General features: G+C 60.6%; 30 protein-coding genes and 1 pseudogene. 5 read left to right on the forward strand and 26 right to left on the reverse strand.

What is annotated here, in order from left to right; translation table 11 throughout:
* Positions 1-70: 70 nt before the first annotated feature.
* Complete coding sequence (locus tag CAF73_RS26890) at positions 71-967, forward strand: LysR family transcriptional regulator (RefSeq protein WP_085701104.1); 897 nt, start codon at positions 71-73, stop codon at positions 965-967.
* Here CAF73_RS26890 and CAF73_RS26895 read toward each other — a convergent pair whose 3' ends face one another.
* On the reverse strand, positions 968-1,405 hold the full coding sequence (locus CAF73_RS26895; RefSeq protein WP_085704951.1) for an excinuclease: 438 nt from the start codon (positions 1,403-1,405) through the stop codon (positions 968-970).
* A gap of 209 nt (positions 1,406-1,614) precedes the next feature.
* On the opposite strand from CAF73_RS26895, the gene CAF73_RS26900 reads away from it, so the two are divergent.
* Positions 1,615-1,998, forward strand: coding sequence for a type II toxin-antitoxin system PemK/MazF family toxin (locus CAF73_RS26900; RefSeq protein WP_085704953.1), 384 nt, complete (start codon positions 1,615-1,617; stop codon positions 1,996-1,998).
* 202 nt (positions 1,999-2,200) lie between these two features.
* Here the strand turns inward: CAF73_RS26900 and CAF73_RS26905 are convergent, their stop codons facing one another.
* Together CAF73_RS26905 and CAF73_RS30315 are read right to left on the reverse strand one after the other, a co-directional pair.
* Positions 2,201-2,479, reverse strand: coding sequence for a hypothetical protein (locus tag CAF73_RS26905; protein WP_085704954.1), 279 nt, complete (start codon positions 2,477-2,479; stop codon positions 2,201-2,203).
* 73 nt (positions 2,480-2,552) lie between these two features.
* Entirely contained in the window at positions 2,553-2,882 is a 330-nt protein-coding gene (locus tag CAF73_RS30315; protein WP_085704956.1) for a DUF6124 family protein, read from the reverse strand.
* Positions 2,883-3,222: 340 nt separating this feature from the next.
* Here CAF73_RS30315 and CAF73_RS26915 point away from each other — a divergent pair, with 340 nt between their 5' ends.
* Positions 3,223-3,825, forward strand: a complete 603-nt coding sequence (locus tag CAF73_RS26915; RefSeq protein WP_085704958.1) for a helix-turn-helix domain-containing protein — start codon at positions 3,223-3,225, stop codon at positions 3,823-3,825.
* Positions 3,809-4,688: pseudogene (locus CAF73_RS26920) on the forward strand (queuosine precursor transporter). Before CAF73_RS26915 ends, CAF73_RS26920 begins: the two are co-directional and overlap by 17 nt.
* A 52-nt stretch (positions 4,689-4,740) precedes the next feature.
* On the opposite strand, the gene queC reads toward CAF73_RS26920, so the two are convergent.
* The 22 genes from queC to CAF73_RS27030 form a co-directional block, all read right to left on the reverse strand.
* Entirely contained in the window at positions 4,741-5,439 is a 699-nt protein-coding gene (gene queC / locus CAF73_RS26925; RefSeq protein WP_085704960.1) for a 7-cyano-7-deazaguanine synthase QueC, read from the reverse strand.
* Positions 5,440-5,619: 180 nt separating this feature from the next.
* On the reverse strand, positions 5,620-6,423 hold the full coding sequence (locus CAF73_RS26930) for a hypothetical protein (protein WP_085704961.1): 804 nt from the start codon (positions 6,421-6,423) through the stop codon (positions 5,620-5,622).
* Positions 6,424-6,448: 25 nt separating this feature from the next.
* Positions 6,449-7,675, reverse strand: a complete 1,227-nt coding sequence (locus CAF73_RS26935; protein ID WP_085704963.1) for a beta-ketoacyl-ACP synthase — start codon at positions 7,673-7,675, stop codon at positions 6,449-6,451.
* A complete protein-coding gene (locus CAF73_RS26940; protein ID WP_085704965.1) occupies positions 7,675-8,403 on the reverse strand; it encodes a 3-ketoacyl-ACP reductase FabG2 in 729 nt (242 codons plus the stop codon). Before CAF73_RS26940 ends, CAF73_RS26935 begins: the two co-directional genes overlap by 1 nt.
* Positions 8,396-8,875 carry a hotdog family protein gene (locus tag CAF73_RS26945; protein WP_085704967.1) on the reverse strand — a complete coding sequence of 160 codons (480 nt, stop codon included), beginning with the start codon at positions 8,873-8,875 and terminating at the stop codon, positions 8,396-8,398. The genes CAF73_RS26940 and CAF73_RS26945 overlap by 8 nt, the downstream gene beginning before the upstream one ends.
* Positions 8,872-10,068, reverse strand: coding sequence for a beta-ketoacyl-[acyl-carrier-protein] synthase family protein (locus CAF73_RS26950; protein ID WP_085704969.1), 1,197 nt, complete (start codon positions 10,066-10,068; stop codon positions 8,872-8,874). Before CAF73_RS26950 ends, CAF73_RS26945 begins: the two co-directional genes overlap by 4 nt.
* On the reverse strand, positions 10,065-10,661 hold the full coding sequence (locus CAF73_RS26955; protein WP_176247775.1) for a hypothetical protein: 597 nt from the start codon (positions 10,659-10,661) through the stop codon (positions 10,065-10,067). Before CAF73_RS26955 ends, CAF73_RS26950 begins: the two co-directional genes overlap by 4 nt.
* Entirely contained in the window at positions 10,661-11,386 is a 726-nt protein-coding gene (locus CAF73_RS26960) for a class I SAM-dependent methyltransferase (RefSeq protein WP_085704971.1), read from the reverse strand. Before CAF73_RS26960 ends, CAF73_RS26955 begins: the two co-directional genes overlap by 1 nt.
* On the reverse strand, positions 11,383-12,630 hold the full coding sequence (locus CAF73_RS26965; protein ID WP_085704973.1) for an NAD(P)/FAD-dependent oxidoreductase: 1,248 nt from the start codon (positions 12,628-12,630) through the stop codon (positions 11,383-11,385). The genes CAF73_RS26960 and CAF73_RS26965 overlap by 4 nt, the downstream gene beginning before the upstream one ends.
* Positions 12,617-13,777, reverse strand: coding sequence for a sodium:proton antiporter (locus CAF73_RS26970; protein WP_085704975.1), 1,161 nt, complete (start codon positions 13,775-13,777; stop codon positions 12,617-12,619). The genes CAF73_RS26965 and CAF73_RS26970 overlap by 14 nt, the downstream gene beginning before the upstream one ends.
* Positions 13,774-16,113, reverse strand: a complete 2,340-nt coding sequence (locus CAF73_RS26975) for an MMPL family transporter (RefSeq protein WP_085704977.1) — start codon at positions 16,111-16,113, stop codon at positions 13,774-13,776. The genes CAF73_RS26970 and CAF73_RS26975 overlap by 4 nt, the downstream gene beginning before the upstream one ends.
* Entirely contained in the window at positions 16,097-16,699 is a 603-nt protein-coding gene (locus tag CAF73_RS26980; protein WP_085701093.1) for an outer membrane lipoprotein carrier protein LolA, read from the reverse strand. The genes CAF73_RS26975 and CAF73_RS26980 overlap by 17 nt, the downstream gene beginning before the upstream one ends.
* Entirely contained in the window at positions 16,696-17,121 is a 426-nt protein-coding gene (locus CAF73_RS26985; RefSeq protein WP_085685400.1) for a thioesterase family protein, read from the reverse strand. Before CAF73_RS26985 ends, CAF73_RS26980 begins: the two co-directional genes overlap by 4 nt.
* The gene (gene hutH / locus CAF73_RS26990) at positions 17,114-18,658 is read right to left on the reverse strand and encodes a histidine ammonia-lyase (protein ID WP_085704979.1); all 1,545 of its coding nucleotides are present in this window, start codon (positions 18,656-18,658) and stop codon (positions 17,114-17,116) included. The genes CAF73_RS26985 and hutH overlap by 8 nt, the downstream gene beginning before the upstream one ends.
* Complete coding sequence (locus CAF73_RS26995; protein ID WP_085701091.1) at positions 18,639-19,586, reverse strand: glycosyl transferase; 948 nt, start codon at positions 19,584-19,586, stop codon at positions 18,639-18,641. The genes hutH and CAF73_RS26995 overlap by 20 nt, the downstream gene beginning before the upstream one ends.
* The gene (locus tag CAF73_RS27000; RefSeq protein WP_011332103.1) at positions 19,583-20,317 is read right to left on the reverse strand and encodes a glycosyltransferase family 2 protein; all 735 of its coding nucleotides are present in this window, start codon (positions 20,315-20,317) and stop codon (positions 19,583-19,585) included. Before CAF73_RS27000 ends, CAF73_RS26995 begins: the two co-directional genes overlap by 4 nt.
* Positions 20,310-21,989, reverse strand: coding sequence for an acyl-CoA synthetase family protein (locus CAF73_RS27005; RefSeq protein WP_085704981.1), 1,680 nt, complete (start codon positions 21,987-21,989; stop codon positions 20,310-20,312). The genes CAF73_RS27000 and CAF73_RS27005 overlap by 8 nt, the downstream gene beginning before the upstream one ends.
* A complete protein-coding gene (locus CAF73_RS27010; RefSeq protein ID WP_007952346.1) occupies positions 21,986-22,531 on the reverse strand; it encodes a hypothetical protein in 546 nt (181 codons plus the stop codon). The genes CAF73_RS27005 and CAF73_RS27010 overlap by 4 nt, the downstream gene beginning before the upstream one ends.
* The gene (locus CAF73_RS27015) at positions 22,528-22,782 is read right to left on the reverse strand and encodes an acyl carrier protein (RefSeq protein WP_007947135.1); all 255 of its coding nucleotides are present in this window, start codon (positions 22,780-22,782) and stop codon (positions 22,528-22,530) included. The genes CAF73_RS27010 and CAF73_RS27015 overlap by 4 nt, the downstream gene beginning before the upstream one ends.
* 9 nt (positions 22,783-22,791) lie before the next feature.
* Entirely contained in the window at positions 22,792-23,052 is a 261-nt protein-coding gene (locus CAF73_RS27020; protein WP_085701087.1) for a phosphopantetheine-binding protein, read from the reverse strand.
* Entirely contained in the window at positions 23,033-23,842 is an 810-nt protein-coding gene (locus CAF73_RS27025) for a 1-acyl-sn-glycerol-3-phosphate acyltransferase (RefSeq protein WP_085704983.1), read from the reverse strand. Before CAF73_RS27025 ends, CAF73_RS27020 begins: the two co-directional genes overlap by 20 nt.
* Entirely contained in the window at positions 23,818-24,543 is a 726-nt protein-coding gene (locus tag CAF73_RS27030; protein WP_085704985.1) for a beta-ketoacyl synthase chain length factor, read from the reverse strand. Before CAF73_RS27030 ends, CAF73_RS27025 begins: the two co-directional genes overlap by 25 nt.
* Before the next feature lie 370 nt (positions 24,544-24,913).
* On the opposite strand from CAF73_RS27030, the gene CAF73_RS27035 reads away from it, so the two are divergent.
* Positions 24,914-25,684, forward strand: coding sequence for a ParA family protein (locus CAF73_RS27035; protein ID WP_064382864.1), 771 nt, complete (start codon positions 24,914-24,916; stop codon positions 25,682-25,684).
* Positions 25,685-25,691: 7 nt separating this feature from the next.
* Here CAF73_RS27035 and trxC read toward each other — a convergent pair whose 3' ends face one another.
* Entirely contained in the window at positions 25,692-26,126 is a 435-nt protein-coding gene (gene trxC / locus CAF73_RS27040; RefSeq protein WP_011332109.1) for a thioredoxin TrxC, read from the reverse strand.
* Positions 26,127-26,194 lie beyond the last annotated feature (68 nt).

The following is a 26,194-nucleotide window of genomic DNA, read 5'->3' on the forward strand; positions in this document are numbered from 1 at the left end:
GCTGGCTAATGTTTCTATCCAATATATTGTTCGACCTGTTTGATAGTTTTAACGACCTAATGGAGTGTTCATGGAATTGCGTCATCTGCGCTACTTCATCGCCGTGGCCGAAGAACTGCACTTTGGCCGCGCCGCACAGGTGCTGGGTATCTCCCAGCCACCGCTGAGCCAGCAGATTCAGGCACTGGAACAGGAAGTCGGCGCGCGGCTTTTCGAGCGTACCAATCGTCGGGTCGAGCTCAGCGAGGCCGGGCGACTGTTTCTGGAGGAAGCGCGGCTGGTGCTCGCGCAAGTCGATAAAGCAGCCGACGTGGCCCGCCGCGCGCAACTTGGCGAGCTGGGTGAACTGAAGATCGGCTTCACCTCGTCGGCGCCATTCAACTCGACCATTCCCCAGGCGATCTTCTCGTTTCGCCAACGCTTCCCGGCCGTGCATCTGAACCTGCGGGAGATGAGCAGCACTCAGGTGGCAGATGCGCTGGTGGACGAGTCGATCGAGGTCGGCATCATGCGGCCGCTGGGTTTGCCGGATTCGCTCAGCGTGGTCGAACTGATGCGCGAGCCGCTGGTGGCCGTGCTCAGCTCCAAACATCCGCTGGCGCAGGGCTCTGAAGAGGGGCTGTTCCTCTCGGCACTGGCCCTCGAACCGTTTGTGTTTTTTCCGCGCAGCTACGGCAGTGGTTTGTACTCGCAACTCATCAACCTGGCCCGAGATGCCGGATTCAGTCCGCATTTTGCACAGGAGGCGGGCGAAGCCATGACCATCATCGGTCTGGTAGCGGCGGGTTTGGGCGTGTCGGTGCTGCCGGCGTCCTATCAGCGGATGCGCATCGATGGCGTGGTTTATCGACCCTTGCTCGATCCTGAAGCGATTTCGGCCGTGTGGCTGGTGCAGCGCAAGGACCAGAAATCACCGATGGCCAAGGCATTCGTCGAGTTGCTCACGCGCAAGGTTGAAGCCGGTTGATCAGGGCAGCCGCACCAGATCCCCCTTCAATGCCACGCGCGTCACAAACACCCCGGCGCGACATTCGTAAGTATTCAGATCCTTGCGTACGTGCTGGTCGTAGTAGCTGACGATATTGGTCACCGCATTCGCCCCGACACGCTTGGCTTCGGCCTGCAACGCAATCAGATTCGACTGCAGCACCCACTCGCACGAGTCGTGATCGCTCTTGTTGAAGCCGTTGGTCTTCAAGTCACTGACCACTCCGCGCTGCAACAACCGCTGAGTGCCCTGAGGCCCGTTGCCGACCAGATAAAACTTCACACTGCCATCCAGCCGCCCGGCACGCATCGCATCCGACACGACTGTTTCGAACGGCATGTACATCAGATTGGTGGCGTGGCTGGCGCTGGGGAGCAGGCCGATAAGGGTGGCGGTGATCAGGGCTTTCGCTTGCATGGTCATCTCCTTGACGGTGAAAGAGAACCGCGAGTGATCAACCGGGCTCGCCGTTCCGGCAGGCGTAGTGTGTCGACCTGTTTGAGCGAGTGTAGTTGTGGTGAACAGGTTTGGTTGGCTCGACTCCGTACATTTCGAGAAACGGAACTGTCTTAGGGAATATGGCCGTTGTTGCGCAAAATCAGTTCTTTTTCAAACGAGTGTCACGGATGCCACTTCGATATCAGCCTAAGGAGGGCAGCGTTTTGATTTGCGATTTCAGGGGTTATGAAGTCCCCGAGATGGTCAAAGTCAGACCTGTTGTTGTGATACGTAAACATCGAACCAACAGCCTGTTGGTAACAGTAGTGCCGTTGAGTACCACCGCCCCTGATTGTTTGCTTGGGCACCATCTTGAACTTGCAAGTCACCTTCAGGGGGCCAGTCCGACTTGTTGGGCAAAGTGCGACATGATTGCCACGGTCAGCCTTTCGCGGCTTGATCGGATCAAAAGCCGGGATCGGCAAGGCAAGCGCATTTACCTGATCTCACATCTTGCAACAGACGAGTTTCACGCCATTAAAACTGCGGTCAGACGGGCGTTGGGACTGTGATGGCAACGGAAGTGGCGCATCGAAGCCAAATGCCAGCCGTTGCTCGACATGAGGTTTCAGGCAATACTGCCGGCGTTCCCGAAAGGGGCTTGTGAGACTCTGAGGATCCTGGGCAACCAGCCATCGCAGAGCCAGACAGGTGACAGGCGATGACAAGCCAACCTGTTTGTGAAAGGGCGCCGAAAGGCGCCCTTTGTCATTTTCAAAGGTTTGATTGCATTACCTCCTGAGTCGAAGTTTCATCCTGCAATCTGCGCCCGATCACATCCAACAAGTCACAGCCATCGCGCAACGATGTGACCAATACCTTCGCCAACTCACTGTAAATGCCCTCGCTGAACGCCAGATTTTCAAGAAACTGTGTCGCAGTGCGTATGCGATAGGCGGCTATTTCGTGAAGTACGTCCAGTGGTGCTTGAGTGTCGATCAGGAGTGAAGGTATTTCGCAGTCAATTCCGGTGATAGGCCTGTATCGATCCATGACAGAAGAACTCCATTAGGTAATAGGTGCGGATACTCGGTAGTCAGCGTTCAGTGAGTTTGCAGGCTCTTTTTCAAGGAGGATCCAGGTTGTCCAGCGCCCGATTCACCAGCAACTCGCTCAGGACGGTGAGCTGCTGAATAGCCAACGTTACGTTCCGCTGCGGCCCTTCCACCTCGCCCGCGAGATTCGTAGCCATGATATTGAGCGAAGCGAGGTTTTCGGACGCATGGCAAAGCAATGACTCAGTGTCGACCTCCGGAAGGATTGTGAAAATGTGGCTAAGCGTTTCCGGTTTAAGCGAGAGGTGGGAGGTGACGCGGACAGTGGTCTCGAGTTGGTCGGGCGTGGCTGGATTACTTGTACCTAGCGATTGCGTGGGGTAGGAATCAATTTTTTTCATTTCGGAACTCCTTCTGGTTTTTTATGAGTAGTGACATCCACTTCCAGTTATTCATAGGTGCTCAGCGAAGGGCGTGGAAAGCGGATGTATTTATAACTAATAATTTCGCTTCTATTAATCAAATAATTGAACGTTTGTGTAATTAAATGATTCTTTGCGGATGCCTGTGGGTAACGTCTTTCAATATTGTGGGATTTATCTTCTATTCGATGTTTAGTATTCAACGTTGATTTAAACATGCTGCTGTGGCTGTACAATTCATCAGCGTTTGGCAGCAATCTGCAACATTCCAACAAGTAGCGGATGAGCTTCAACCTATAAAATGATTGGCAGATATTTAATGCATAAGAAAGAAAAAACAGAAAAGCTAAAAAGGAATATTAAGTACCTGATAGAAAGCCGAGGTGAGACGAGAATTTCACTGTGTAACTCCAGTGGGTTAACCAGGACAACTATCTATAATATTCTGGAGGGTAGAGTGGTTAACGTGCAGCAATCTACGATCCGGAAGATATCGGATTTTTTCGGGGTATCTTACAAGGAGATTGAAACTGTTGATTTTGAAGAGCGGGAAATAATTGAATCCACTGTTTCTTTGCACGGGAATATGAATCCAGCCGCAGTTCCGATCATCAAAGAAAGCTTGCTGCTTCAGAGTTTGGATAAAAGGATCGGCGAGTTGGCTATATCGCATCCTTTGACCTACTACTTCGGAGCGGCGAGTAATCTAATAGGCGTGCTTTTGGAGAGTGAGATAGTCGGGGCCAATGAGGTGGGTGACCTTCTGATAGTTAGAAAAGGCGTATCGATTAGCAAGAATGAAAAGCTTGTATATGACGAGCGTACCAGAAAATTCATAATTGTCACCGGCTCAGAGTTCGATGTTGGTGTACGTATCATAGGAGATTTGATAGAGGAAAGGTTTAATGTCGGAAACTATTGAAGTTATGAGAGATAAGTATAAGCTTGTGGGTTTTGAGTCGGATAAGAAGCTGGCTGTAGTCATGATTGTTTCAACTGGCAAGCTGATTAAGCTTAAATTGGCGGAGCTTCTAAAAAGTGATTTGATTGATGATCTCAGCAGGGCCGAGGTCAAAAGTATATACAGGAAATATTATTCTACGAGTGCAGCCGTGACCGCCTATGATTTGGCAGACCGTCATGAACGATCCTGGATGGTCTATGTTGTATTAAACCTGTTGCTCTTGGTGTTGTATGTGTTCTCGAATATTGGCGCGACAAAGCTGATCTATATCGAGCAATTTGACGTCGTTCTGACACCCGGGGTTTTTCTCTATCCTCTGACCTTTCTCGTAGTCGATATGTTGAATGAGTTGTATGGGTTCAAGCTGGCCAGAAGGGCAATTTTTTTTTGGATTTCTGAGCAATGCGCTGATTATCTTATTGTTGAGTGCGGCAAAAATGATGCCGGGAGTGGCGGATTGGAAACTTGATGAACCTTATGGTGAAGTGGTATCGCATGTTTCCTCGGTGTTGTTGGCCTCATCGGTTTCGTTTCTGTTTTCCGAATACATTAATTCATACCTCTTGTGCAAAATTAAGCAGTTGACAAATTCTAGGTATCTCTTCCTGCGTGTCTTTTTTAGTACGTTTTTTGCAGTTCTGATCGATAGTGTACTTTTTTGTTTTATAGCTTTTTATGGTGTGCTGGAGAGTGATGAAATATTGTCAATCGTGATGGTGCAAATCACCATAAAAATGTTTTTTGCATTTTTCAATGTTTTTCCCGCGTACGGAGCAAGGTCGCTTTTTAGAAGGTTTGTTGCGGAGAGTAAGGTCGCATAGCAGGCATCGGGGGAGGGGCGTTATTACGCTCCTCCTCCTGTTCGTTGGGGAGTTAACTTAAGCTCAATCGATATCTCAAACTGTTTGTGAATTTTTTCTTGTTTTTCAGGAACTCGTCTAGTCCCTTGGAGCGAAGAGCACAAGCATCACATTCCTCACAGCCACCAGCCTTTATCCCGTTATAGCAAGACAGTGTATGTTCGCGAACAAAGTCGAGCCGATCATGATAACTGGCCAGCGCCCAGATTTCGGCCTTGGTCAACCACATCAGTGGCGTTTCTAGCCGCAGTTCATATTCCATGCCTAAGTTGATAGCTTCATTTAGCGTTTTAACGAAATCATCACGACAATCCGGGTAGCCAGAAAAATCTGTTTCGCAGACACCTGTAATCACAGTCTGAGCCCGAATTTGATACGCATAAACCGACGCGAGCGTTAAAAACAGAATGTTTCTTCCAGGTACGAATGTGTTGGGCAAATCGTTTCCGGATGAATTGGCGGACGGTATGGGGATGTTGTGACGCGTCAGGCTGCTGACGGTCAAGTCGTTGAGTACCTTCACGTCCATCACGCTGTGCGCAGTCACACCCAGTTCTTTCGCCAGTCGACGTGCTACGTCGATTTCTTCGCGATGGCGTTGTCCGTAATCAAACGTGACGCAGTGAATCTCGTCGTACTTTGACAAGGCATGGATCAAACAAGTCGTGGAATCCTGCCCGCCGCTGAAAACGATTACCGCTTTTTTACGCATTTTTTCGTCCTTGAGGTGTGCCGCTTGATCGCGGCACCACTGACCTTACAGAGTAGAAAATGCGCTGAATGTGGGACTTTTCCGAATAGAAACGCTGAGCTTTCCTTGTGTGCAGTTTTTTGTGCAATAGATGGAAAAAAGGGCGCCGAATGGCGCCCTTTGTCGTTTCCGACGGCTCAATCAATCCACGTGCGCCAGATCCCCGCGCAACGCCACACTCGACACCACCAGCCCGGCGCGGCACTGGAATTTTTCGGTGTCTTTGTACAGGTCGCGCTGGTCGACGCTGGCGATGTTGATTACCGCATTCGCATCGGCTTTCTTCGCCGCTGCCTGCAAGGTCGCGAGGGCCGATTGCAGCGCCCAGAAGCAGGCGTCGGCGTCGGATTTGTTCGAACCGTTGGTCTTGCGGCTACTGCTGACGGTGTCGAGTTTGCGCACCTGGTTGGGCAGCACTTCGCCGGCCAGGTAGAACTTCACGCTGCCGTCGAGCAGGCCGGCGTCGGTAGCGCGTTTGACGCCTTCACGGAAGCTCAGGTAAGTCGGCTCATCGGCGCCTTGCTTGATGATGCCCAGGTTATTGACGGCTTCGATGTCCGGGTTGATCGACAGCTCTTTGAGTACGTTGTCACGCAGACGATTGACCCAGCGATTGTAGTTACCGTGGATCTTGCCGTCCTTGGCGTCCAGGCCGTAGCTGCTGCGGTAGTCGATCTCGAACGAAGTCGCGCTGAACGGAATGTCGACTTCGGCGTGATGGCGGCCGCGCACAGTGATGGCGGCTTTGATCATGCCCGGACGTACCGATTGCACGACCCACTGGCGGTCATTCAGCGCCGTGACAATGGCACGGCTCATCTGCGCGTCGGTGAAGCCCAGGTTGCTGGAAAACTCTTCCTTTGCGTTGTATACCGGTTTGCTGGTGCAACCGCCGAGTACGAAAGCCAGGGCCAGGATGGCGGCGATGCGGTGAAACTGAGTCATTCCCTTCACTCCAGAAATGTTGCGGTCAGTGCCAGCGGCGGAAAATCAACGAAGTGTTGACGCCACCAAAAGCGAAATTGTTGTTCATCACGTATTCGTGGCTCATCTGGCGGAACTCGCCGCGCAGGTAATCAAGCTTACCGCAGTGCGGATCGACCTCATCGAGGTTGAGCGTGTGCACGTACAGGTCACGGTTGAGCATCTCGATGCTGAACCACGATTCCAGCGCCCCGCAGGCGCCGAGGGTATGGCCCAGGAAGCTCTTTTGCGAACTGATCGGCATGCGTTCGCCGAACAGGGCACTGGTGGCCAGGGTCTCAGCGACATCGCCCTGTTCAGTGGCGGTGCCGTGGCCGTTGACGTAGCCGATGACGTCCGGCGCAAGGCCTGCGTCTTCCAGCGCCAGTTCCATCGCCCGGCGCATGGTGACTTGTTCGGGGCGGGTGGTGTGCTGGCCGTCGGCGTTGCTGCCGAAGCCGACGATTTCGGCGTGAATGTGTGCTCCGCGGGCAAGGGCGTGCTCCAGCTCTTCAAGCACCAGCATGCCGCCGCCTTCACCGATCACCAGACCGTCGCGGCCCTTGTCGTACGGGCGTGGCGAGGTGTGCGGTGCATCGTTTTTCAGGCTGGTGGCGTACAGCGCGTCGAACACCATGGCTTCGGTCGGGCACAGCTCTTCGGCGCCACCGGCGAGCATCAGCGGCAGACGTCCGAACTTGATCGCCTCGTAGGCGTAGCCGATACCCTGGCTGCCACTGGTGCAGGCGCTGGAGGTCGGGATCAAACGGCCGGTGAGGCCGAAGAAGATGCTGATGTTCGCCGCCGTGGTGTGCGGCATCATCCGCACATAGGAGTTGGCATTAAGGCCTTCGGCCACCGAGTTGAGCAGCATGTTGCCGAACGCCTTGATTTCGTCGGTGCTGCCGGTGGACGAACCACAGGCCACGCCCATGCGCCCGTCCTTGATCGACTCGTCGCCAAGCAGGCCGGCATCGGCCAGCGCTTTTTCCGCCGCGCAGACGGCCAGGCGTGAAACCCGGCCCATGCTGCGCAGCTGCTTGCGGGTCCAGTGCGCCGGTACCTGGAAATCATCGATGGGCCCGGCCAGGCGCGTGTTGAGCTCGCTGAAACGATCCCACTCGTCCATCCGGCGGATGCCGCTGCGGTTGGCGGCGAAATTGCCGGCGATGGTGTCCCAGTCGCTGCCCAGCGAGGTAATGCCGGCCATGCCGGTGACGACAACGCGCTTCATCAGCACAAGCCTCCGTTGACCGCCAGCACCTGGCGGGTGATGTACGACGCTTCCGCCGACATCAGGAAATTCACCGCACCGGCCACCTCTTCAGGCGTGCCCATGCGTTGTGCGGGGATCATTTTCATCAGTTCTTCCACCGGCACGTTTTCATCGAGCATCGCCGTATCGATCAGGCCCGGCGCAACGCAGTTGACCGTGATCTTGCGCTTGGCCAGTTCGATCGCCAAGGCTTTCGCGGCGCCGATCACGCCGGCTTTCGAGGCGCTGTAATTGACCTGGCCGCGATTGCCGATCAGTCCCGAAACCGAGGTGATGCAAACGATGCGACCAGCGGCGCGGCGGCGGATCATCGGCATCATCACCGGGTGCAGGACGTTGTAGAAGCCGTCGAGGTTGGTGCGCAGCACCACGTCCCAGTCGTCGTCGCTCAGGGCCGGAAAGGCGCCGTCGCGGGTCAGGCCGGCGTTGAGCACCACGCCGTAATAGGCGCCGTGGGCTTCAACATCGGCTTCGAGGATGGTTTTGCAGCTTTCGCGGTCAGCCACGTCGAATTGCAGGATGCGCGCGTTGCGGCCGAGCGCTTCGACTTCGGCTTTCACCGCTTTTGCTTCGCTCACGCCGCTGCGGCAATGCAGGACGATATCGTGGCCGGCGCTGGCCAGACGCAGGGCGATGGCGCGACCGATGCCACGGCTGGAGCCGGTGACCAGTATTGATTCAGTCATCGTTCGACTCCTTGTTGGTTTCGTTGCGGGTTTGTTCCAGATAGTCCGCCGCCTGCGGCGGGCGGAACACGTTCAGCCGGGCGCTGGCCTCGATGCCGGGCGCGTTGATATGGCATTCGAATACCCCCATGCCGTTGTCGTCTTCCAGCGAGCGCAGGCCATGGATGGTCAGTTCGCTGCCGACCGGAAAGGCCGCGACATTGCATTCGAACTTGCGTGTGCCGAGCAGAAAACCCAGCTCCACCGGATTGCCTTTCTGTCGTGCATGGCAGCCGGCGAACGCGGCGACGCTTTGCGCCATCAGCTCGACGCCGACCCAGGCCGGCAGGCTGCCGTCGGGCAGGCTGAACAGGCCGCCGGGCCGGACGGTGAGGGTGGTGTGGATCTGTTCGTCGTCAAAGCTCAGGATCCGGTCGATCAGGATCATGTCGCCAGCGTGGGGCAGCAGTTCGGCGAGCGGCCAGTGGGTCATGGGGCGTCTCCGATAATCAGGCTGACGTTATTGCCACCGAAGGCAAACGAATTGCTCATCAGGTAGCGGGGTGCAGTGGACGCCAGGCGTTCGCTTGCGGTCACCCACTTCAACGCTGGCAGTGCCGGGTCGGCCTGGCCGTCCCAGATGTGCGGCGGCAAGGCGTGGTCGGGATTGTCGGCACTCAGGCTCAACCAGCAGAACGCCGCTTCCAGTGCGCCGGCGGCACCGAGAGTGTGGCCGGTCATCGGTTTGGTCGAGGAACACGGCACGCCGTCGACAAACAGCGCGGCGACGGCCAGGCTTTCCATGGCGTCGTTGTGTTGAGTCGCGGTGCCGTGCAGGTTCAGGTAGCTGATATCGCCGGCTTGCAGTTGGGCCTGATCGAGGGCTTTCTGCATCGATTGCCGCGCGCCACGGCCGGTCGGCTCCGGCGCGGAAATGTGGTGCGCGTCGGAGCTGGCGCCAGCGCCGAGCAGGGCGATGCCCGGCCCTGCGCCGCGTTCTTTGCTCATCACGAACAGCACCGCCGCTTCGCCGATGTTGATGCCGTTTCGGTTGGCGGAAAACGGATTGCAGCGCTCGTCCGACACGGCTTCCAGCGCACTGAAACCATTGAGGGTCAGCTTGCACAGGCTGTCGACACCGCCGCACAGCACTGCGTCGCACAGGCCCAGATCAAGCAGGCGCCGGGCGCTCATCAGTGCGCGTGCGCTGGAGGTGCAGGCAGTTGAAATCACATAGGTCGGGCCGCTCAGTTGCAGCCAGTCGGCGAGGAAATTCGCCGGAGCGCCGAGTTCCTGTTGCCGGTAGTCGTAATCGGCCGGGAACTGGTGGTCCCGAATGTAGTGCGCCAAGCCGCGACTGGCCTCGTCGATACCCGAAGTGCTGGTGCCAAGCACCACGCCGATGCGATCACGACCGTAAGTCTGGATCGCCTGCTCGATGTCATCGCGAATCTGCAACGCGGCTTCCAGCAACAGTTGGTTGTTGCGGCTGCGCTGGTCGGCCAAGGCATCTGGAATCGGCGCCAGATCGCCGTGCACAGCGGCCACCGGCAGCTCGCGCTCCGGCACCCAGCCGGACTCGCGGCGCATGCCCGAGCAGTCGCCGGCAAACAGGTTGCGTGCCACGGCTTGCTTGTCGCGCCCCAGGGCGCAGATCACGCCGAGGGCATTGAGGTAGGCGGTCATGACGTCGGTTCACCGAGTGGCGTTACGCGATAGTGCGGGCCTTGGGGCAGATTCAATTCGAAGCTCAAGGGTTGGGTGTAACGGATGTCCCAGCGCGCCGGCAGGGAACGTTGGCCGCCCTGTTGCTGCGCGTCGGGGTAGTTGCGCGACAGTTCGCCCGATGGGGTCAGGGCGAACAGCAGCGCGGCGAACAGTTCCCGGGCTTCCGGGTTGGGCGGCAGCAGGCCGTCAGCCTGCCAGTGCCCGTCGATCAACTGCTGACGCGCCTGGGGAATGCCCAGTGGATCCATCATCGACCAGCGGATGCCGGGGCCTTCGCGCTGGATCACCAGCAACCAGTCTTGCTGTTGCCCGGCCAGATGCCGCTCGATATGCAATTGCATCGGCAGCGCCAGGTTCGGGTTGCCAACCGGCAGCGGCGCCCGACTGGCGCAGGCACTCAAGAACAGTACAACGACGAGCACAAAAAAACGGCATACATCGGACACTGTGGGAGCGAGCTTGCTCGCGAATGCGATCTCACATTCAACCTTTCTGGTGTCTGAAATACCGTTTTCGCGAGCAAGCTCGCTCCCACATGCGATGTGTGGCATCAGTTATCACCTTGCAGCGGTTTGCGGGCCACCACGTTGACCAGGGTTTCTTCCCGTTGGCCAAAGGGCTTGGGCTGGCGCAGGCCAAAACGTTCGAGCAAACCGAAATCCTTCGACCGGCTCCACCACAGATACGGGTACGAAACGTTCTGTTCGCCGAACTCGAAACCCTGCTGGCGAATCATCTCCAGGTACTGCGCCGCACTCTTTTGTACGTGCATCGGATGGCGGAACAGCCAGCGAATCACCCACGTATCAATGTAAGCCTCGGTGGACTCGGCGAACAGCAGATAACCGCCCGGCTTGAGCACTCGATAGAACTCGGCGAGGGCTTTTTCCTGCTCGACCAGATGATGGAAGGTCTGGTGACAGAACAGCAGGTCGACGCTGGCGTCCGGCACATTGAGCGTCGCGCAGTCGCTGCCGATCAGCTCGACGTCGAAGCCCTGACGTGCGGCCTCGGCAGCGCTCAGTTCAAGGCTGTGCGGATCGGCATCGACGCCGATCAGGCGCTGTGGCGCGAAGGTCTGGCGCAGGTGGCCGAACGACTTGCCCTGGCCGCAACCGGCATCCAGCAGCACCGGGTTGGCTGGCAACGATTCGCTGAACAGCCCGCGCAGATCGTTGATCGCCACGCGCAGCACATGGTGTTGCCAGGTGTGGCTGCGCAGGAACCAGAAGCCGAAACGGGTTTCCTCGACGTAGTTGTCGCTCAAGTAATTCATGTGTCGTCCCTTGCACAGAGTTCGGAGATCGTCTTCAACCGACGGCGCGCTTCACTGACGAACGGGTTGCGTTCGTCCCAGGCGTAACCGGCGAGGATCGAGCAGATCATGCGGCGGATTTCCGGCGAGCCTTGCTCGTGGAAAATCACGTCCTGGAAAGTGCTGGCGTACCAGCCTTCGACGTAACAGCGGAAGGTGTCGACCCCGCGCTTCAGCGGCTCGGCGAACTCCCGTTGCCAGTCCACCGCTTCGCCCTGCAACTGCCGGTGCAGCACAGCGGCGGCCATGCTTGCCGAACGCATGGCAATGGTCACGCCGGAGGAGAACACCGGGTCGAGAAATTCCGCCGCGTTGCCCAGCAGCGCGAAGCCCGGGCCGTGCAGGGTTTTGACGTTGGCTGCATAGCCGCCGAGGGTGCGTGCCGGTGTATCCCACACGGCGTTGTTCAGCACCTTGGCCAGGCTCGGGGTTTCGGCGATGAACCCGCGCAGGCAGCCGTCGAGATCGGCATCGCGACCTGCGAAATGTTCGGCAGCCGCCACCACGCCGACGGAGCAGCGACCGTTGCTGAACGGGATCGACCAGAACCAGATATCGCGGTGCTGCGGGTGGATGGTGATGAGGATTTTCTCCCGGTCGAAACCGGGATGATCGATATGGTCTTCAACGTGGGTGAATACGGCCTGGCGAATCGGGAAATTCGACGGCGCTTCCAGGTCGAGCAGGCGTGACAGCACGCGGCCGTAGCCGCTGGCATCGAGGACAAAATCGGCTTCGACGCGGTATTCGCTGCCGTCCTCGCGACGCACATTCAGCTGCGGGCGCGGGCGTTCGAAATCGACGCTGACAATCGCGTCGCCGTAGCGGATTTCCGCACCCTGCAACGCCGCCTGATCGGCCAGCAACTTGTCGAAGTCGGCGCGTTGCACCTGCAGGGTCGTCGGCTTGCCGGCGGTGAAGGTGTCAGCAAAATCAAACGCGCTGTAGCGCTCGCCCCAGGCAAACGCCGCACCGTTCTTGCGCTGGAACCCGGCGGCATTCACCGCCTCGAGCATGCCGGCCTCTTCGACGAAATCCAGGCAATGGCAGAGCAGGCTTTCACCGATGGAGAACCTCGGGAAATGCTGACGCTCGATCACCAGCACGTCGTGCCCCTTGCGCTTGAGCAATGCGGCGGCGATGGCGCCGGAGGGGCCGGCGCCGATGATCACGACCTGACGGGATTCCATTTCAACGATTGGCACGCGAGCTCCTGGGTACGGCAATAGGATTCAGTGACGCCCGGTGCAGGCCGATGAAAGCCGGCAACAGCGTCGCGATCAGACCCATCAGCATCAGCGCAAAGTACAGCGCCGGGCTGATGAGCTGTTGTTGCAACAGCAGATTGAGAAAGACGATTTCGCTCAAGCCGCGAATGTTCAGCAGCACGCTTTCGCGCCAGCGGCTGGCGCCCGCGAACGACGCGCCGGCCCAGCCGAGGCCGAGCCAGTTGCCCACGATTTTGCTAACGACCGGCAGCAGCAGGAGCGCTGCCCATTGCACAGCGCCAAGGCTGGCGAGGGCGCTGTGCACATCGATCTGCACGATGCCGAAAGTGAGGATCAGCGGAATCGCGACCCACGTCTGCAAGCGGTTCATCCAGTGCGCCGGCAGCGGCAACACCAGCGGCACCTTGAGCGCGGCCATGCACAACAGATAGCCGATGCCGAAAATCAGCGCGTTGAGTTTGTAGTGTTCGGCCAGCACCAGCAGCGCAAAGAAACCGAGGCTGTAGGTCAATGGCCGGCGTATGCCGCACACCCGCAGCAGCACCGGCACGCAGGCCAGCCCCAGCGGCAACAACAGACTGCTCAGGTGCAGGCTGCCCTGAGCGAGGCCGAACAGAGTCCAGCAGGTCAGGTCGATCAGGATCGCGGTCTGCACCAGGCGCCGGGTGGCGGCAGGCGGATAGTCGATATGGCGCAGGTACAGGTAAAGCACCGGGATCGCGGTGATGGCGAACACCAGGCCGATGGCCAGCGAGTTGATCCACGGCTGCGTCGGCAACAGCCAGTACGCCGTCGCCAGGCCGCAGGTGAACGGCACGGCGAAACTCGGCAGGGCGATCTTCACGCTCTGACGGTCCAGGCGCAGGTCGATCACGTCGCTGAGGATGTGCCCCAGCAACAGGGCGAAGCTCAGGCTGTAGAGGTTTTTCAGCCAGCCCGGCGCAATCAGTTCGGCGCCGTTGAGTTGCCAGCCCGGTTCGATCCAGAAGTACATCAGCAGCGGCAGGCCGAAGCTGGCCAGCAGCAATTGACTGACGATCGGGATCAGCCCGAAATGCCGGCCGACCCGGGTGGCGACGAAGAACAGCGCCAGGGCCATCAGCCAGAAAATCCACACCATCACGCTGAACGCTCCGTGACGGCAACCGCATGGGCCTGACGCCCGGCCCACGGCGCGAGCATGAAGCTGAAGGCCAGACCGAGGCTCACCGACAGACCGAAGTTGCTCACCGCTGGCGTACTCGACACCGCCAGCAGGCCGAACGACAGCCAGGTGGTGGCGGCCGCAAGCAAGGTGCCGAGCAGGCTGACGGCCGCGCCGCCGACCTGCTCGCGCATGAGGATTGCGTAGTCGACGCTGATCGCCGTCACCAGCAGCAGGCCGAACAGGCTGAACAGGGTCAGCGGCTGGCCGAGCCAGCCCAGGCTGGCGAGGCTGCACAGCGCAGCAAGCAGCGGCAGGGCGACGATCCGCAGGGCGCCACCGAGACCGAACGGCAGCATCAGCACCAGCACGATCAACACGCAGGAGGCGAGTTTCAGTTCAGCGGCGCTGATCTGGGTCTGGGCGAATACCTTGTTCAGATCACCGAGCCGGTCCACCAGCATCACACCCGGCAGGTCCAGCGCCTGCACCCGCAGCAGCGACGGATTGTTCAGGCCTTGCAGGCTGACCATTGCCGCCACGCCGTCCTCGGTCCGTCCCAGCCACAACGTGCGGTAGGGCTCGCCGAGCGGGCCGGCCAGCGCGGCATCGATGTCTTCGGCGGGCAGGGCCTGCAACTGTTGCAGTTCGTTCTGCAGCGCCGCCAGCGGCACCCCGACCTCCAGCAACGGCTGCCAGAACGGCGGCAACTTGTTCAGCGCTTCACGAACTTGTTGTTGCTGAGCCGGCGGGCTGACCAGTTGATTGAGCGCCAGATAACCTTGCAACTTGTCGAGGTTGACCAGTTGATCCAGCCGCTCGCTCAAAGCCGCTTGCCGCTCCAGCAATTGCTGCTGGTCGGCGGCGCGCACCAGGAAGAACTGGCTGGTCGGCTGATAACCGGTAATCCGCGCAATGGTCTGCGCCTCATCGGTCAGGCGTTGCGGGGCACCGACCCACTGGCGAATGTCGTTCTTGCTCTCCAGTTGCAGCAGACCACCGACGCAGAAGGCGATCAGCAGGGCCAGCAACACCGGAGTCCTGACGTGTTCGAGCAGATTTTCCCGCAGTCGCACCAGACGTTCGGCAAGCCGCAGCGGCCATTGCGCCGGGCGCAGTTCGACGTTTTTCAGCAGCGCCGGCAACAGGCACACCGCCGACAGGTAGGCGCCGAGCAAACCGGCGGCGGAGAACACCGCGATCTGGGTCAGTGCCGGGAAAGGCGTCCAGGCCAGCGCCAGATAACCGATGGCGCTGGTGATCAGGCTCAACGTCAGCCCGGACAGGGTCAGGCGCAGCGCCGGCCAACTGCGCCACGGCTTGAGGCTCCAGCTCTTGGACAGATAGTGCAGCGGGTAATCCACCGCCACTCCGATCAGGCTGGAACCAAGCACCAGGGTCATCACATGCATGTGCCCGAACAGCGCAACACAGGCCACAGCCCCGAACAGCATGCCGACCAGCACCGGAATGAACGCCAGCAGCACCCGCCAGCGGCGGAAGGCGAGCAGCAACAGCAACAGGATGCCGACGGTGGCGCCACCGCCGACCCAGGTCATTTCCCGGGTCGCCTGTTGCTGACCGTTGGCGGCGTAAAGCAGGCCGCTGGCGGCCAGCAATTGCACGTTGGCGCTCGCTGCCAGCTCACGGCTGTGTTGCAGCAGAGCGGCGACTTGCAGCGGCTGATTCATGTCGAAGGCGCTGCCGGTGGTGCGTGCGCGCAGCAGCACCCAGCTCTTGCCGTCGGCATCGGCGATCAACGCGCCGCTGCCGATGTCCAGTTGCACCGCGCCATGTTGCGGCTGGCTGTTCTGGATGCGCCCGGTCAGGCCCAGCCAGTCGTCCTGGCTCGGCACCAGACTGAATCCGGTGAACGGGTCGAACAGCGCCTGCACCCGTTGCTGGATGAAGGCGTCGGGATGTTTGGTCAAAAGTTGCCGGTCATCCGCCGAAAGCATCGCCAGCCGCCCTTGCAGCAGTTGCGTGCGCAGGGCCGGCAGGTCGGCTTGCAGGTTCCACTGGACCTTTTCGAACAGGCCGCTGGCCTGCCATTGCTCGCCCAGGGTCTGGGCCATCGCGACGGCTTGCTGACGATCGGCGTGACCGACCAGCACCAGCATGTCGCGGTTGAGCGGCTCCTGCATGCGTTGTTCGGCGCGCACTTCGAGGGCGTCCGGGTGGGTGCCGGGCACCAGTTCCATCAGGTTCGCCGACAGCGGCGCGCCGTCGCGCCATTGCCAGGCGCCCAGTGCGACGACGGCCAGCAGCAGGATCAGGAACAGCCAGGGCAGCCTGCGTTCACTCGGCAAAGTCATGTTGCTCCGCGTCGCTCAGAGGTTGGCCGGCGGTGCTGTCCTGCATGCGCAGCACGGTGCTGTCGCCCTGGGTTTCCAGCAGTTCGATGGTGTTTACCAACGCGCCGCCGCTGATGTTGATCTGATTGAAGACCTGCTTGAGCAGCACCGAACGCGGGCTCAGGGTCAGTTGCCATTGCTGCGCGTCGCCGCTCAGGGCCAGTTCGAAATCCCGTTGCAGGCCGCTGCTGTCGCCTTGCAGCACGGCGAGGAACAAACGGTTCTGCTCGGCGCCGGCGCTCTTGTTCGGCAGCTGTTGCCAGCCGCTGGCATCACGTCGGGCGATGCCCTTGGCACTGATGCGGTAGTCCTGCTGCAGCGGCGTTTTCAACAGCCACAGCAGGCCATGGTTTTTCGCGAGGACGAAACTGCCCTTGCTGATCAGCGGCTGTGGCAGGGCGCGCAGGTGCTTTTCCTGGGTGAACTGGCCGTGGATCACGTCCGGTTTCGCCAGCTGCTCGCTCAACTGTTGCAGGTCGAAGGCGTTGGCCAGCGACGAGAGCGTCAGCAGCGCCAGGGCTCCGAGGGATTTCACCAACACATTCATCGCAGCATCCTTTCCACGGCATCGGTGAAGACTTTCGGCGACGCCAGTTGCATCTCGCGGCTGCTGACTTCGACGGCAACCTGCACCGAGCTGGCGCGAGTCAGGCGTTCGCCGGTCTCGGCGTCGGTGATCAGGTAGTGAATCTTCAGGCGGTTTTCCCATTCCACCAGGCTGGCGCGCACGTTCAGCCGTTGACCGAACACCGCGCCGCGCACGTAGCGCAATTGCAGGTCGATCACCGGCCAGGCGTAGCCCGAGTCGACCATCTGGTTGTAGTTGTGGCCGATCTTGTCGAGCAATGCGCACCGCGCCACTTCCAGGTATTTCACGTAATGGCCGTGCCAGACGACGTGCATGGTGTCGACGTCAAAGAACGGCACGAGGATTTCTGTATCGGCGTGAAGCACTCCGGCACTACGCATGCAGCCTCCAGTGTTGCTCGGCGATGCGTTGCAGACACAGGCGCAGTTCGCCTTCCAGGGCACGGTCTTCGATGACTGGCGGGAAGTCCTGGGCCAGCGCTTCGTGCATCGCGGCCAGGGACGGAGGCAGCGGACGCGCGTCTGCATCGCGACCGCGCAGCCACACGCCTTGATTGGCGGCGAGCAGCGTGGCGGCGGCGACCTGTTCGGTCAGCTCCAGCACACGAATGGCGTCGCGGGCGGCGATGGTGCCCATGCTCACCTTGTCCTGGTTGTGGCATTCGGTGGAGCGCGAGAACACGCTGGCCGGCAGGGTGTTTTTCAACGCTTCGGCAGTCCAGGCGCTGGCGCCGATCTGCACAGCCTTGAAGCCGTGGTTGAGCATCGCGCGGTCGGCGCTGGCGCCGGACAGATTGCTCGGCAAACCGTGGTTGTAACGCTCGTCCACCAGCAGCGCGAGTTGTCGGTCGAGCAGGTCGGCGACGTTGGCCACGAGGTTTTTCAGGCTGTCCATGGCGAACGCGATATGCCCGCCGTAGAAGTGCCCGCCGTGCAGCACGCGCTCGGCTTCGGCGTCGATGATCGGGTTGTCGTTGGCGCTGTTGAGTTCGGTTTCGATGAACGAGCGCAGCCAGTTCAGGCTGTCGGCCAATACGCCTAGTACATGCGGTGCGCAGCGCAGCGAGTAGCGATCCTGCAAGCGGTGCAGCGGCGCGGTCGGCGCGTCGATCGCCAGATCCTTGCGCAGCCACGCGGCCACCTGCATCTGGCCCGGATGCGGCTTGGCGGCGAACAGGCGCTCGTCGAAGTGTTCCGGATTGCCTTGCAGCGCCACCACGTTCAGCGCGGTGATTCGGGTGGCCAGTTGCAGCAGGTAGTCGGCGCGGGCGTAAGCCAGGCAGGCGAGACCGGTCATCACGGCGGTGCCGTTCATCAGTGCCAGCGCTTCTTTCGGACGCAGCACCAGCGGCGTCCAGCCCAGTTCACGGTGTACGTCGGCAGCCTGGCGGCGCTCGCCACGAAACATCACTTCACGCTCGCCGGACAGGGTCGCGGCAACGTAGGACAGCGGCGTCAGATCGCCGCTGGCGCCCACCGAACCTTCTTCGGGGATCAGCGGCAGAATGTCGTGTTCAAGAAACGCATGCAGGCGTTCCAGCAACTCGATGCGCACCCCGGACACGCCGTGGCACAGCGACTGCAAACGCGCCGCCAGTACCGCGCGCGTGGCCGGGGCGTCGAGCAGTTTACCCAGCCCGCAACCGTGGAACGTGTAGAGATGACGCGGCAGCGCCTCGACGTGATGCAGCGGCACCGCGACCACGCAGGAATCACCGTAACCGGTGGTCACGCCGTAGATCACGCCTTCCTTGTCCAGCAGCGAATCGAGGAACCGCGCGCCCTTGGCGATGCGTTCGCGATAAGGCGCGTCGCTCTGCAACTGCACGGGCGCCTGACGGTTGGCCAGGGCCAGCACGTCTTCGATGCGCAAAGGGCGTTCGCCGAAGGTGACCGGCTCAGGAGTTGGCGTTGTCATCGGTTTTCCAGAATGGGTAAAAGTTGAACCATTGGCACGGTGCTTCGAGGCAATAGTGACTCAGGCGTTCGGCGTAGCGGGTGGCCCACTGATGAATGACCTGTTCGCGCTCGCGGCGTGACCACACCACGGCATCGGCGAACGGCTCCAGGGTCAGGCGATAGTGGCCGTCGGGCTGTTTCAGGCACATCAGCAGGTTGACCGGGCATTTCAGCAGGCCGGCCAGCAGCCACGGCCCTTGCGGGAATGGCGCGCGATGGCCGAGAAAGTCCACGGTCACACTGCGCCCGCCATGCAGCGGCACGCGGTCGCCGGCAATCGCCAGCCATTCGCCACGTTCCAGGCGTTCGTGCAGTTGCAGCATGATCACCGGGTCCAGCTCGCTGACCTGGATCAGCCGCAAATTGGTCGCTCCGGCTTCGCCCAGCAGGCGATTGAATTGCTCGGCGTGCTTGGTGTGCACCAGCACGTTCATCGTGACCTTTTCGCCCAGCTCCGCCAGCGCCCGGCACACTTCGAGGTTGCCCAGATGCGCGCCCACCAGCATTTGCCCGCGACTGCCGCGCAACTGATTGCGCAGCAGCGCCGGGTCGATGATTTCGATCTGCTCGATCTTCAGCTTGCCGTTCCACACGTCGAGCTTGTCGAGCAGCGAATCGGCGAATGCCATGAACTGGCGGAACACCCGCCAACGGGTCGGACGCAGTTCGCGGCGACCGCTCCAGTCAGCGAGGCGCTGTTGATACTGCCAGGCACTGCGCCGCGCCGTGCGGCCGAACAGGAAAAAGTACAGAACGATGCCGTACAGCAACGGGCTCAGCAGGCGTCGGCCAAGGACTTTGGCGGCGAACGCGGTGAGTTTCATCAGCAGGAAACTGCCGCGCTCTTCGCGGTCGGCCCAATGCTTCTTGTCGGTCTCGACGGTCATGGGCGCCACCGTCGCCAGAGGATCACGGGCAGGCGCAGCAACATGCCGAAGAACAGGCGCGTGTGCATGCTCGAGATCAGCACGTTGTCATGGAACAGGCGAAAGTGCGACACGCCGTCCAGCGGGTAATGCACGCTGGTCTGCAACCAGCGCATCGGCTGATTGCGCCACGCCAGGCGCACCAGAATGTCCGAGTCGAAATCCATGCGCTTGCCGATCCGCGCCGAATCGATCACGCCCAGCGTCGGTTCCAGCGGATACACCCGGAAGCCGCACATCGAATCGCGAATCTGCAGCGACAAGGTGTTGATCCACACCATCACATGGGTCAGGTAACGCGCATACAAACGGCCCTTGGGCACGCTGGCGTCATACAGCGGATAGCCGCAGACCAGCGACTCGGGGTGAGCGCGGGACTCTTCGATGAAACGCGCGACATCCTGCAAGTCGTGCTGACCGTCGGCGTCGACCTGCAAGGCATGGCTGAAGCCCAGACGCGCGGCTTCACGCAGGCCGGTCATGACCGCGCCGCCCTTGCCCTGGTTGGCGGTGAGGCGCACCAGATAAACCCGCTCGCGCTCGGCCAGCGCGTCCAGCACCGCGGCGCAGGATTTGCTGCTGGCATCGTCCACCAGAATGCATGGCAGATCTTCGGCGAGCAGGGCGTCGACCACCGTGCCGATGGCGGTTTCGTGGTTGTAGACCGGGATCACTGCGCAAGGGTTATGCATCGCCAGTCCCCAGCAGAATCCGCCCGCTGGAACAGGTGGCGGTGTCGTTGCGGTAGGCGAAATACAACTTGCCGCGCTCCGGGTCGAAACGCAGGTGCAGCTGGATTTCATCGCCGGGGCGCACCAGTTGCTGGAATTTCAGCACTTCCATGCCGGCGAACGCGCCGGGCAGGTTCAGCAGTTGCCGACCCAGGTTCAGCGCCCATTCGACCTGCACCACGCCGGGCAGCACCGGGGCCTTGGGGAAGTGGCCGCTGAAGTAGGCCAGGTCCGGCGGAACGCTTAATTGCAGGTTCCATTCGCCCTCGGTTTCGGCCTGTTCCAGAATCTCCGGCGCCTTTGGCCGTGGCGCCAGCAGCAAGGCTTCGACGTCGGCCTGAGGCAACTTGCCCTGAGTGTTCAGCGGCAGTTGTCGCAGCAGGCGCCAGCGGCGGGGCAGGGCCAGGGCTTCGCAATGGTCGCCGAGATAACGGCGCAGGGTTTCGGTCAGGCTGCGCCGGCCATGTTCGCGCAGGGCAAACAGGCCGGATTCGCTGAGCACCAGCAGCGCGCCGAGGGACGCACGGTTTTCCTGCACCACGCCCAGACGTGCTTCGGCGACCCAGTCGTGAGCCACCAGCGCCTGTTCAAGCATTGGCAGGGAAATACGTTTTTCTTCGAGTTTGACGATCCGGTCGAGCCGTCCGAGCAATTCAAAGCGGCCATCGCCCTGAATGCGCGCCGCATCGGCGGTATGTTCGACATGCCCGGCGGGCAGATACGGCGAAGCGATCAGCAAGGCGCCGTCGCTGTCCTGAGTCAACTCGACGCCGGCAAACGGCTGCCACAACGATTCGCCCTGACGCCAGGCGATGCCGCCGGTTTCCGAGCTGCCGAGGATTTCCGTCGGCCATTGTCCCAGACGTTCATGCAGGCTTTGCGCGGCGTCTGCCGGCAGTGCGCCACCGGATGAAAACACCCGGCGCACGACGCTCAGCGCTGGCCAGTCGAGGTTGTCGCCCATGCGCTTGAGGAGCGCCGGGCTGGCGACCCAGGCAAAGGCCGGGTGCTCGCGGCTGGCGCGTTGCAGGTCTTCCGGGAAGGCCAGTTGCTTGCGCAGGAACGGACGCCCGGCGCACAACGGCCACAGCACGCGGAACAGCAAGCCGTAGATGTGTTGGGTGGCGACGCTGCCGAGGATGCAGGCCTCACCCAGATCGGCGCCCCACAGTTGCTCAAGGGCTTCGACTTCGTTGGCCAGTTGCCGCAGGGATTTGTCGATGCGCTTGGGCTCGCCGCTGGAGCCGGAGGTGCACAGGCTCAGACGGCACTGGTCGAGATCCAGTTCGGCAGCGGGCAGAGGAGGTTGCAGCAGATCGCTCAGGCGAGCGTCATCGGCCTGATCGGTGTGCCACAGATCGACTTCGTTCGACCAGCGCTGGCGGGTCTGCGCTTGCAGATCCGAAGGCAGCAACACGCTGATGCCGGCGCGCCAGGCACCGAGCAGGGCGATGGCAAGCTCGGCGGCATCTTCCAGATGCACTGCCAGACGCTTCACGCCGCGGGCCTGCAGACCGGCGGCCAGACTCAGGGCTTGCTCGCGCAGGTGTGCGTGATCGAGTGCCGGCGCGACGGTGATTGCGCGCTGCGGCAGATCCTTGAGCAACAGCTGCTCAAGTTTTATCCAGTTCATGGGCGACCTCTTACCCTTTGTCGTATCAGCCATTCAATGGCAAACATCAGGCCGATCAATCCGTAGGAGATCAGGCCGGTGTACAACATCCACCAGTTCAGCGGCGCCCAGAGTGTCAGCAGGGCGGCGCACAAACCGTTGCAAAAGAAAAACACGCTCCAGGCCACGGTGACCTGGCGGGTGTAACGAATCGCCTTGGGCGGCAGTTGTGGCTCACGCAGGCGCGCCAGACGCTCGACCATCGGCGGCCCGTATTTCAGGCTCAGGCTGAACAGCACCAGCATGAAGCCGCTGATCAGCACCGGGTACCAGCGCAACAGCAAAGGGCTGTCGAACACCGCCAGCAGCAGGCAGAACACGATCGCCACGCAGGCCATCCACAAACTGCCGGGCTTGCGTTCGCCGGTCAGCGCCCGGGCCAGCCACAGGCCGCCCAGCAGCAGGCCGAACTGCCATGGCGCGAAATGCTCCATGCCGAAATACACCGCAAAGGGATACAGCAGGCCCGCCAGCAGCAGGCCGAGGCCGATCAGTCGGCTCATGCGGCCGGTTGAACCAGACGGTAGACCGCCTCGACCACGTCGCTGACGGTACGCACCGACTTGAATTCCTCGGCGGCGATTTTCTTGCCGGTCTGGCGTTTGATGTGATCGATCAGGTCGACGGCGTCGATGCTGTCGATTTCCAGATCCTGATACAGGTTGGATTCCAGGCTCACGCGAGCCGGGTCCAGTTCGAACAGCTCGACCAGGGCATCGCGCAGGGTGTTGAAAATGTCGTCACGAGTTTGCATGGTCCGGTCTCAAGCTGCCTGTTTTGCAGTGACGAACGCCGCAAGGCTCGCCACGTTGGTGAAATGGTTGCGGGTGTCCTTGGCGTCGGCGTCGATCTTGATGCCGTACTTTTTCTGAATCGCCAGGCCGAGCTCCAGAGCGTCGACGGAGTCCAGGCCCAGGCCTTCGCCGAACAGCGTCTGGTCGTCGCCGATGTCCTCTGCGCTGATGTCTTCGAGGCCCAGGGCGTCGATGATCAGCTCTTTGATGTCACGGTTTAGATCGCTCATCTTCGGCGAGCTCCTTGATAAAGAATTGGTGCAAATAGTCGTTGAGCTTGCGCGAAGCCTGCGGGGCAGGTCCCTGCGCGGCAAAAGTCTGTGGGTCTATATCGGCCCCGACGCGAAAACTGAAGTGCACGCGGCGACTGGGGATGCGATACCAGGGTTCGGCCTTGGTCAGGGTGGTCGGACTGACCTGGATGACCACCGGGGTGACGATTTTCGCACCGCGCAGTGCAATGGCCGCTGCGCCCCGATGAAAGGCTGGCGCCTGACCCGGTTGGGTGCGGGTGCCTTCGGGAAAAATGATCAGGGTCTGGCCGCTTTGCAGCGCGTTGGCGGCGGCATCGAGCATGTCCATGCTGCCGTCGTTGCTGATGTATTCGGTGCTGCGCAGCGGGCCACGGGTGAAGGGGTTTTCCCACAGGCTTTTCTTCACCACGCAGTTGGCCCGGCGCACCAGGCCGATCAGGAACACCACATCGATCAGCGACGGGTGATTGGCGATGATCATCTGCCCCGGACGGCCCAGACGTTCGGCGCCCTGGATGTCGTAGGTCAGCACGCCGGTACGGGCCATGAACCGAACGAAAAACCAGAACAGCCGGCTGACGGTCTGGCGCGCCCGCTCGCGATGCGCAATGGCGTCGCCCGGCAGGCAACCGAGCAATGGGAATACCAGCAGGCGCAGGCACAGGCCACCGAGCCCGAACAGGGCGAAGCTGGTGGCGGTGGCCAGCAGACGCCAGTAATAGGCATCGCGGTTTTTTCCGATTACAGGTTGCGTTGCCAGGTCCATAGACGAGTCTTCCAGGCATGTTGGCAATGGGGTTGCTGACCGAGCAGGGTTCGCAGCAGATTCAGTGCATGGGGCCACTGCGGTTTTGACACTGCTTGCGGGGCGCTGTTCAGGGTCAGCCGCCAGTCGGTACCGGGGGTGAGCAACAGCCCGACCGCATAGGGAAACGGAACGTCGTCGACCCACGTCGAATAGGCTTCGGGCGGTTGTTCCTCGGTGATCACCAGCAAAACTGCCGGGGCGCCTTCGTTGAGCAATGTGGCGGCTTCGAGCATGCCGTGTTCGAGGCCGTCGCCGGCCGCGGCGAGGGCGGTCATTTCGCTGGTTTCGCCGCGCATGATCGACCACAGGCCGATGATCGCGTTGTGCACCGACAGGCTGAACTGGGTCGGCGACAGCGGCTGTTCGTTAGCCAGATCGCTGAGGATTTCAAAGGTGCGCGGGGTTTCGCCATGCCGGGAGACAAAGACCAGCGGCAGATTTTCCCGACCGTCGGCCAGCGGCCAGCCGACGCTGAACGCCATCCGCGCCAGACGGCTGAGACGACGGCGCTGCATGGCCGGCAGAAACGACACATCGGGTGCGGCATCGCTGCTTTCGAGCACGACCGGTTGTCGGCTCCAGGCCTGCCAGGCTTCCACGCTGTCGAGCCCGGGAGCCCAGGCGCGCCATTGGGCGATGTTGAAGTTGATCACGGACATTTATCCCGCCCCTGCGGGCCGATTTGACGCGGTTTCGCCAACGTCGCCGCTGAGCTGATTTAGCCTGAAATGGCATGGCGCGTGGCGCCGGGTGGCGCGCATTATCCCGGTGCGACGAGTGTGTAGCAAATGCTGGTTACATTTTGCGCAGTGAAATGGACCGAATGGTACGCAGCAGAAAACTGTCACTTGGCCATTATCCAGATTGTCGGGTGTCTGTCTGTCGGGCGAATCGGCGATCAACGGGTGTCTTTGCCCCGTATTCATTGGGATATTGGCGCCTGACTCTGTAGTCCGTATCCATCGAGGTAGCGAACCGGCACCGGGCACCACTACACTCGGTCATTCTTTGATACACGGAGGTTTTGTCATGCGGCGCGTGGTGTTCAATCAGAAAGGTGGCGTGGGCAAATCCAGCATTGCCTGCAATCTGGCGGCGGTGAGCGCCAGCGAGGGTTATCGCACGCTGTTGGTGGACCTCGATGCCCAAGCCAACTCCACTCAGTATCTGACCGGGCTCACGGGTGATGACATTCCGATGGGCATTGCCGACTTCTTCAAGCAGACCCTGTCTTCCGGGCCGTTCTCGAAAAAGAATCAGGCGGATATCTACGAAACGCCGTTCGACAACCTGCACATCATCACCGCCACCGCCGAACTGGCCGACTTGCAACCCAAGCTCGAGGCCAAACACAAGATCAACAAGCTGCGAAAGCTGCTCGACGAATTGTCGGAAGATTACGACCGGATCTATCTGGATACGCCGCCGGCGCTGAATTTCTATGCGGTCTCGGCACTGATTGCCGCCGATCGGGTACTGATTCCCTTTGACTGCGACAGCTTCTCGCGTCAGGCCCTCTACGGTCTGATCGCCGAGATCGACGAGTTGAAGGAAGACCACAACGAAGGCCTGGAAGTCGAAGGCATTGTGGTCAACCAGTTCCAGGCCCGGGCCAGCCTGCCGCAGCAGATCCTCGACGAACTGATCGCCGAGGGCCTGCCGGTATTGCCGGTCTACCTCGCCAGCTCAGTGCGCATGCGCGAATCGCATCAGGCCAGTATGCCGCTGATCCATCTCGACCCGCGGCACAAGCTGACGCAGCAGTTCGTGGAACTGCACAACCTGCTCGAAGACGCCTGAAGCCTTGTCAGATGCCCTGGCTGCGCAGCCAGGCCATCAACTGCGGCAACGGGAAGGCCCCGCTCTGACGGGCCACTTCCCGGCCGTTGCGCAACAGAATCAGGCTCGGAATCGAACGAATCCCCAACTGCGCCGACAACTGCTGATTGGCCTCGCTGTCCAGCTTGGCCAGCCGGCACTTGCCTGCCAGCTGCGCAGCCGCCTGCTCGAACACCGGCGCAAACGACTTGCACGGCCCGCACCAGTCCGCCCACACGTCCACCAGCAACGGCAGATCGCCCTTGATCTGACTGGCGTAATCGCCTTGCTTGAGTTCAAACGGCTTGTTCAACAGCACTTCGGACTTGCAGCGGCCGCACTTCGGATGATCGTTGAGGCGCTCGGCGGGGATGCGGTTGAGGCCGTTGCAGGAGGGGCAGGGGATGAGGAGTGGGTCGGTCATGATCAGCTCAATGAATAAAACGGGATCGTACGACTGATCTGGAGCCGTACGGATCGATTATCAAGGTG

This window comes from Pseudomonas sp. B15(2017), assembly GCF_002113215.1.
Lineage (GTDB): Bacteria > Pseudomonadota > Gammaproteobacteria > Pseudomonadales > Pseudomonadaceae > Aquipseudomonas.

Coding starts and splice junctions, on each gene's coding strand:
- CAF73_RS27010 (WP_007952346.1), bottom strand. CDS start 22,531: ATGAGCCGACTGATCGGCCTCGGCCTGCTGCTGGCGGGCCTGCTGTAT.
- CAF73_RS26995 (WP_085701091.1), bottom strand. CDS start 19,586: ATGACCGTCGAGACCGACAAGAAGCATTGGGCCGACCGCGAAGAGCGC.
- CAF73_RS26935 (WP_085704963.1), bottom strand. CDS start 7,675: ATGAAGCGCGTTGTCGTCACCGGCATGGCCGGCATTACCTCGCTGGGC.
- queC (WP_085704960.1), bottom strand. CDS start 5,439: ATGCGTAAAAAAGCGGTAATCGTTTTCAGCGGCGGGCAGGATTCCACG.
- CAF73_RS26940 (WP_085704965.1), bottom strand. CDS start 8,403: ATGACTGAATCAATACTGGTCACCGGCTCCAGCCGTGGCATCGGTCGC.
- CAF73_RS27015 (WP_007947135.1), bottom strand. CDS start 22,782: ATGCAAACTCGTGACGACATTTTCAACACCCTGCGCGATGCCCTGGTC.
- CAF73_RS27000 (WP_011332103.1), bottom strand. CDS start 20,317: ATGCATAACCCTTGCGCAGTGATCCCGGTCTACAACCACGAAACCGCC.
- CAF73_RS27025 (WP_085704983.1), bottom strand. CDS start 23,842: ATGGACCTGGCAACGCAACCTGTAATCGGAAAAAACCGCGATGCCTAT.
- CAF73_RS26960 (WP_085704971.1), bottom strand. CDS start 11,386: ATGAATTACTTGAGCGACAACTACGTCGAGGAAACCCGTTTCGGCTTC.
- CAF73_RS27035 (WP_064382864.1), top strand. CDS start 24,914: ATGCGGCGCGTGGTGTTCAATCAGAAAGGTGGCGTGGGCAAATCCAGC.
- CAF73_RS26985 (WP_085685400.1), bottom strand. CDS start 17,121: ATGCGTAGTGCCGGAGTGCTTCACGCCGATACAGAAATCCTCGTGCCG.
- CAF73_RS26895 (WP_085704951.1), bottom strand. CDS start 1,405: ATGCAAGCGAAAGCCCTGATCACCGCCACCCTTATCGGCCTGCTCCCC.
- CAF73_RS26890 (WP_085701104.1), top strand. CDS start 71: ATGGAATTGCGTCATCTGCGCTACTTCATCGCCGTGGCCGAAGAACTG.
- CAF73_RS26955 (WP_176247775.1), bottom strand. CDS start 10,661: ATGCCACACATCGCATGTGGGAGCGAGCTTGCTCGCGAAAACGGTATT.
- CAF73_RS26975 (WP_085704977.1), bottom strand. CDS start 16,113: ATGACTTTGCCGAGTGAACGCAGGCTGCCCTGGCTGTTCCTGATCCTG.
- CAF73_RS26980 (WP_085701093.1), bottom strand. CDS start 16,699: ATGAATGTGTTGGTGAAATCCCTCGGAGCCCTGGCGCTGCTGACGCTC.
- CAF73_RS30315 (WP_085704956.1), bottom strand. CDS start 2,882: ATGAAAAAAATTGATTCCTACCCCACGCAATCGCTAGGTACAAGTAAT.
- CAF73_RS26915 (WP_085704958.1), top strand. CDS start 3,223: ATGCATAAGAAAGAAAAAACAGAAAAGCTAAAAAGGAATATTAAGTAC.
- CAF73_RS26950 (WP_085704969.1), bottom strand. CDS start 10,068: ATGACCGCCTACCTCAATGCCCTCGGCGTGATCTGCGCCCTGGGGCGC.
- CAF73_RS26900 (WP_085704953.1), top strand. CDS start 1,615: ATGCCACTTCGATATCAGCCTAAGGAGGGCAGCGTTTTGATTTGCGAT.
- CAF73_RS27005 (WP_085704981.1), bottom strand. CDS start 21,989: ATGAACTGGATAAAACTTGAGCAGCTGTTGCTCAAGGATCTGCCGCAG.
- CAF73_RS27030 (WP_085704985.1), bottom strand. CDS start 24,543: ATGTCCGTGATCAACTTCAACATCGCCCAATGGCGCGCCTGGGCTCCC.
- CAF73_RS26930 (WP_085704961.1), bottom strand. CDS start 6,423: ATGACTCAGTTTCACCGCATCGCCGCCATCCTGGCCCTGGCTTTCGTA.
- trxC (WP_011332109.1), bottom strand. CDS start 26,126: ATGACCGACCCACTCCTCATCCCCTGCCCCTCCTGCAACGGCCTCAAC.
- hutH (WP_085704979.1), bottom strand. CDS start 18,658: ATGACAACGCCAACTCCTGAGCCGGTCACCTTCGGCGAACGCCCTTTG.
- CAF73_RS26945 (WP_085704967.1), bottom strand. CDS start 8,875: ATGACCCACTGGCCGCTCGCCGAACTGCTGCCCCACGCTGGCGACATG.
- CAF73_RS26905 (WP_085704954.1), bottom strand. CDS start 2,479: ATGGATCGATACAGGCCTATCACCGGAATTGACTGCGAAATACCTTCA.
- CAF73_RS27020 (WP_085701087.1), bottom strand. CDS start 23,052: ATGAGCGATCTAAACCGTGACATCAAAGAGCTGATCATCGACGCCCTG.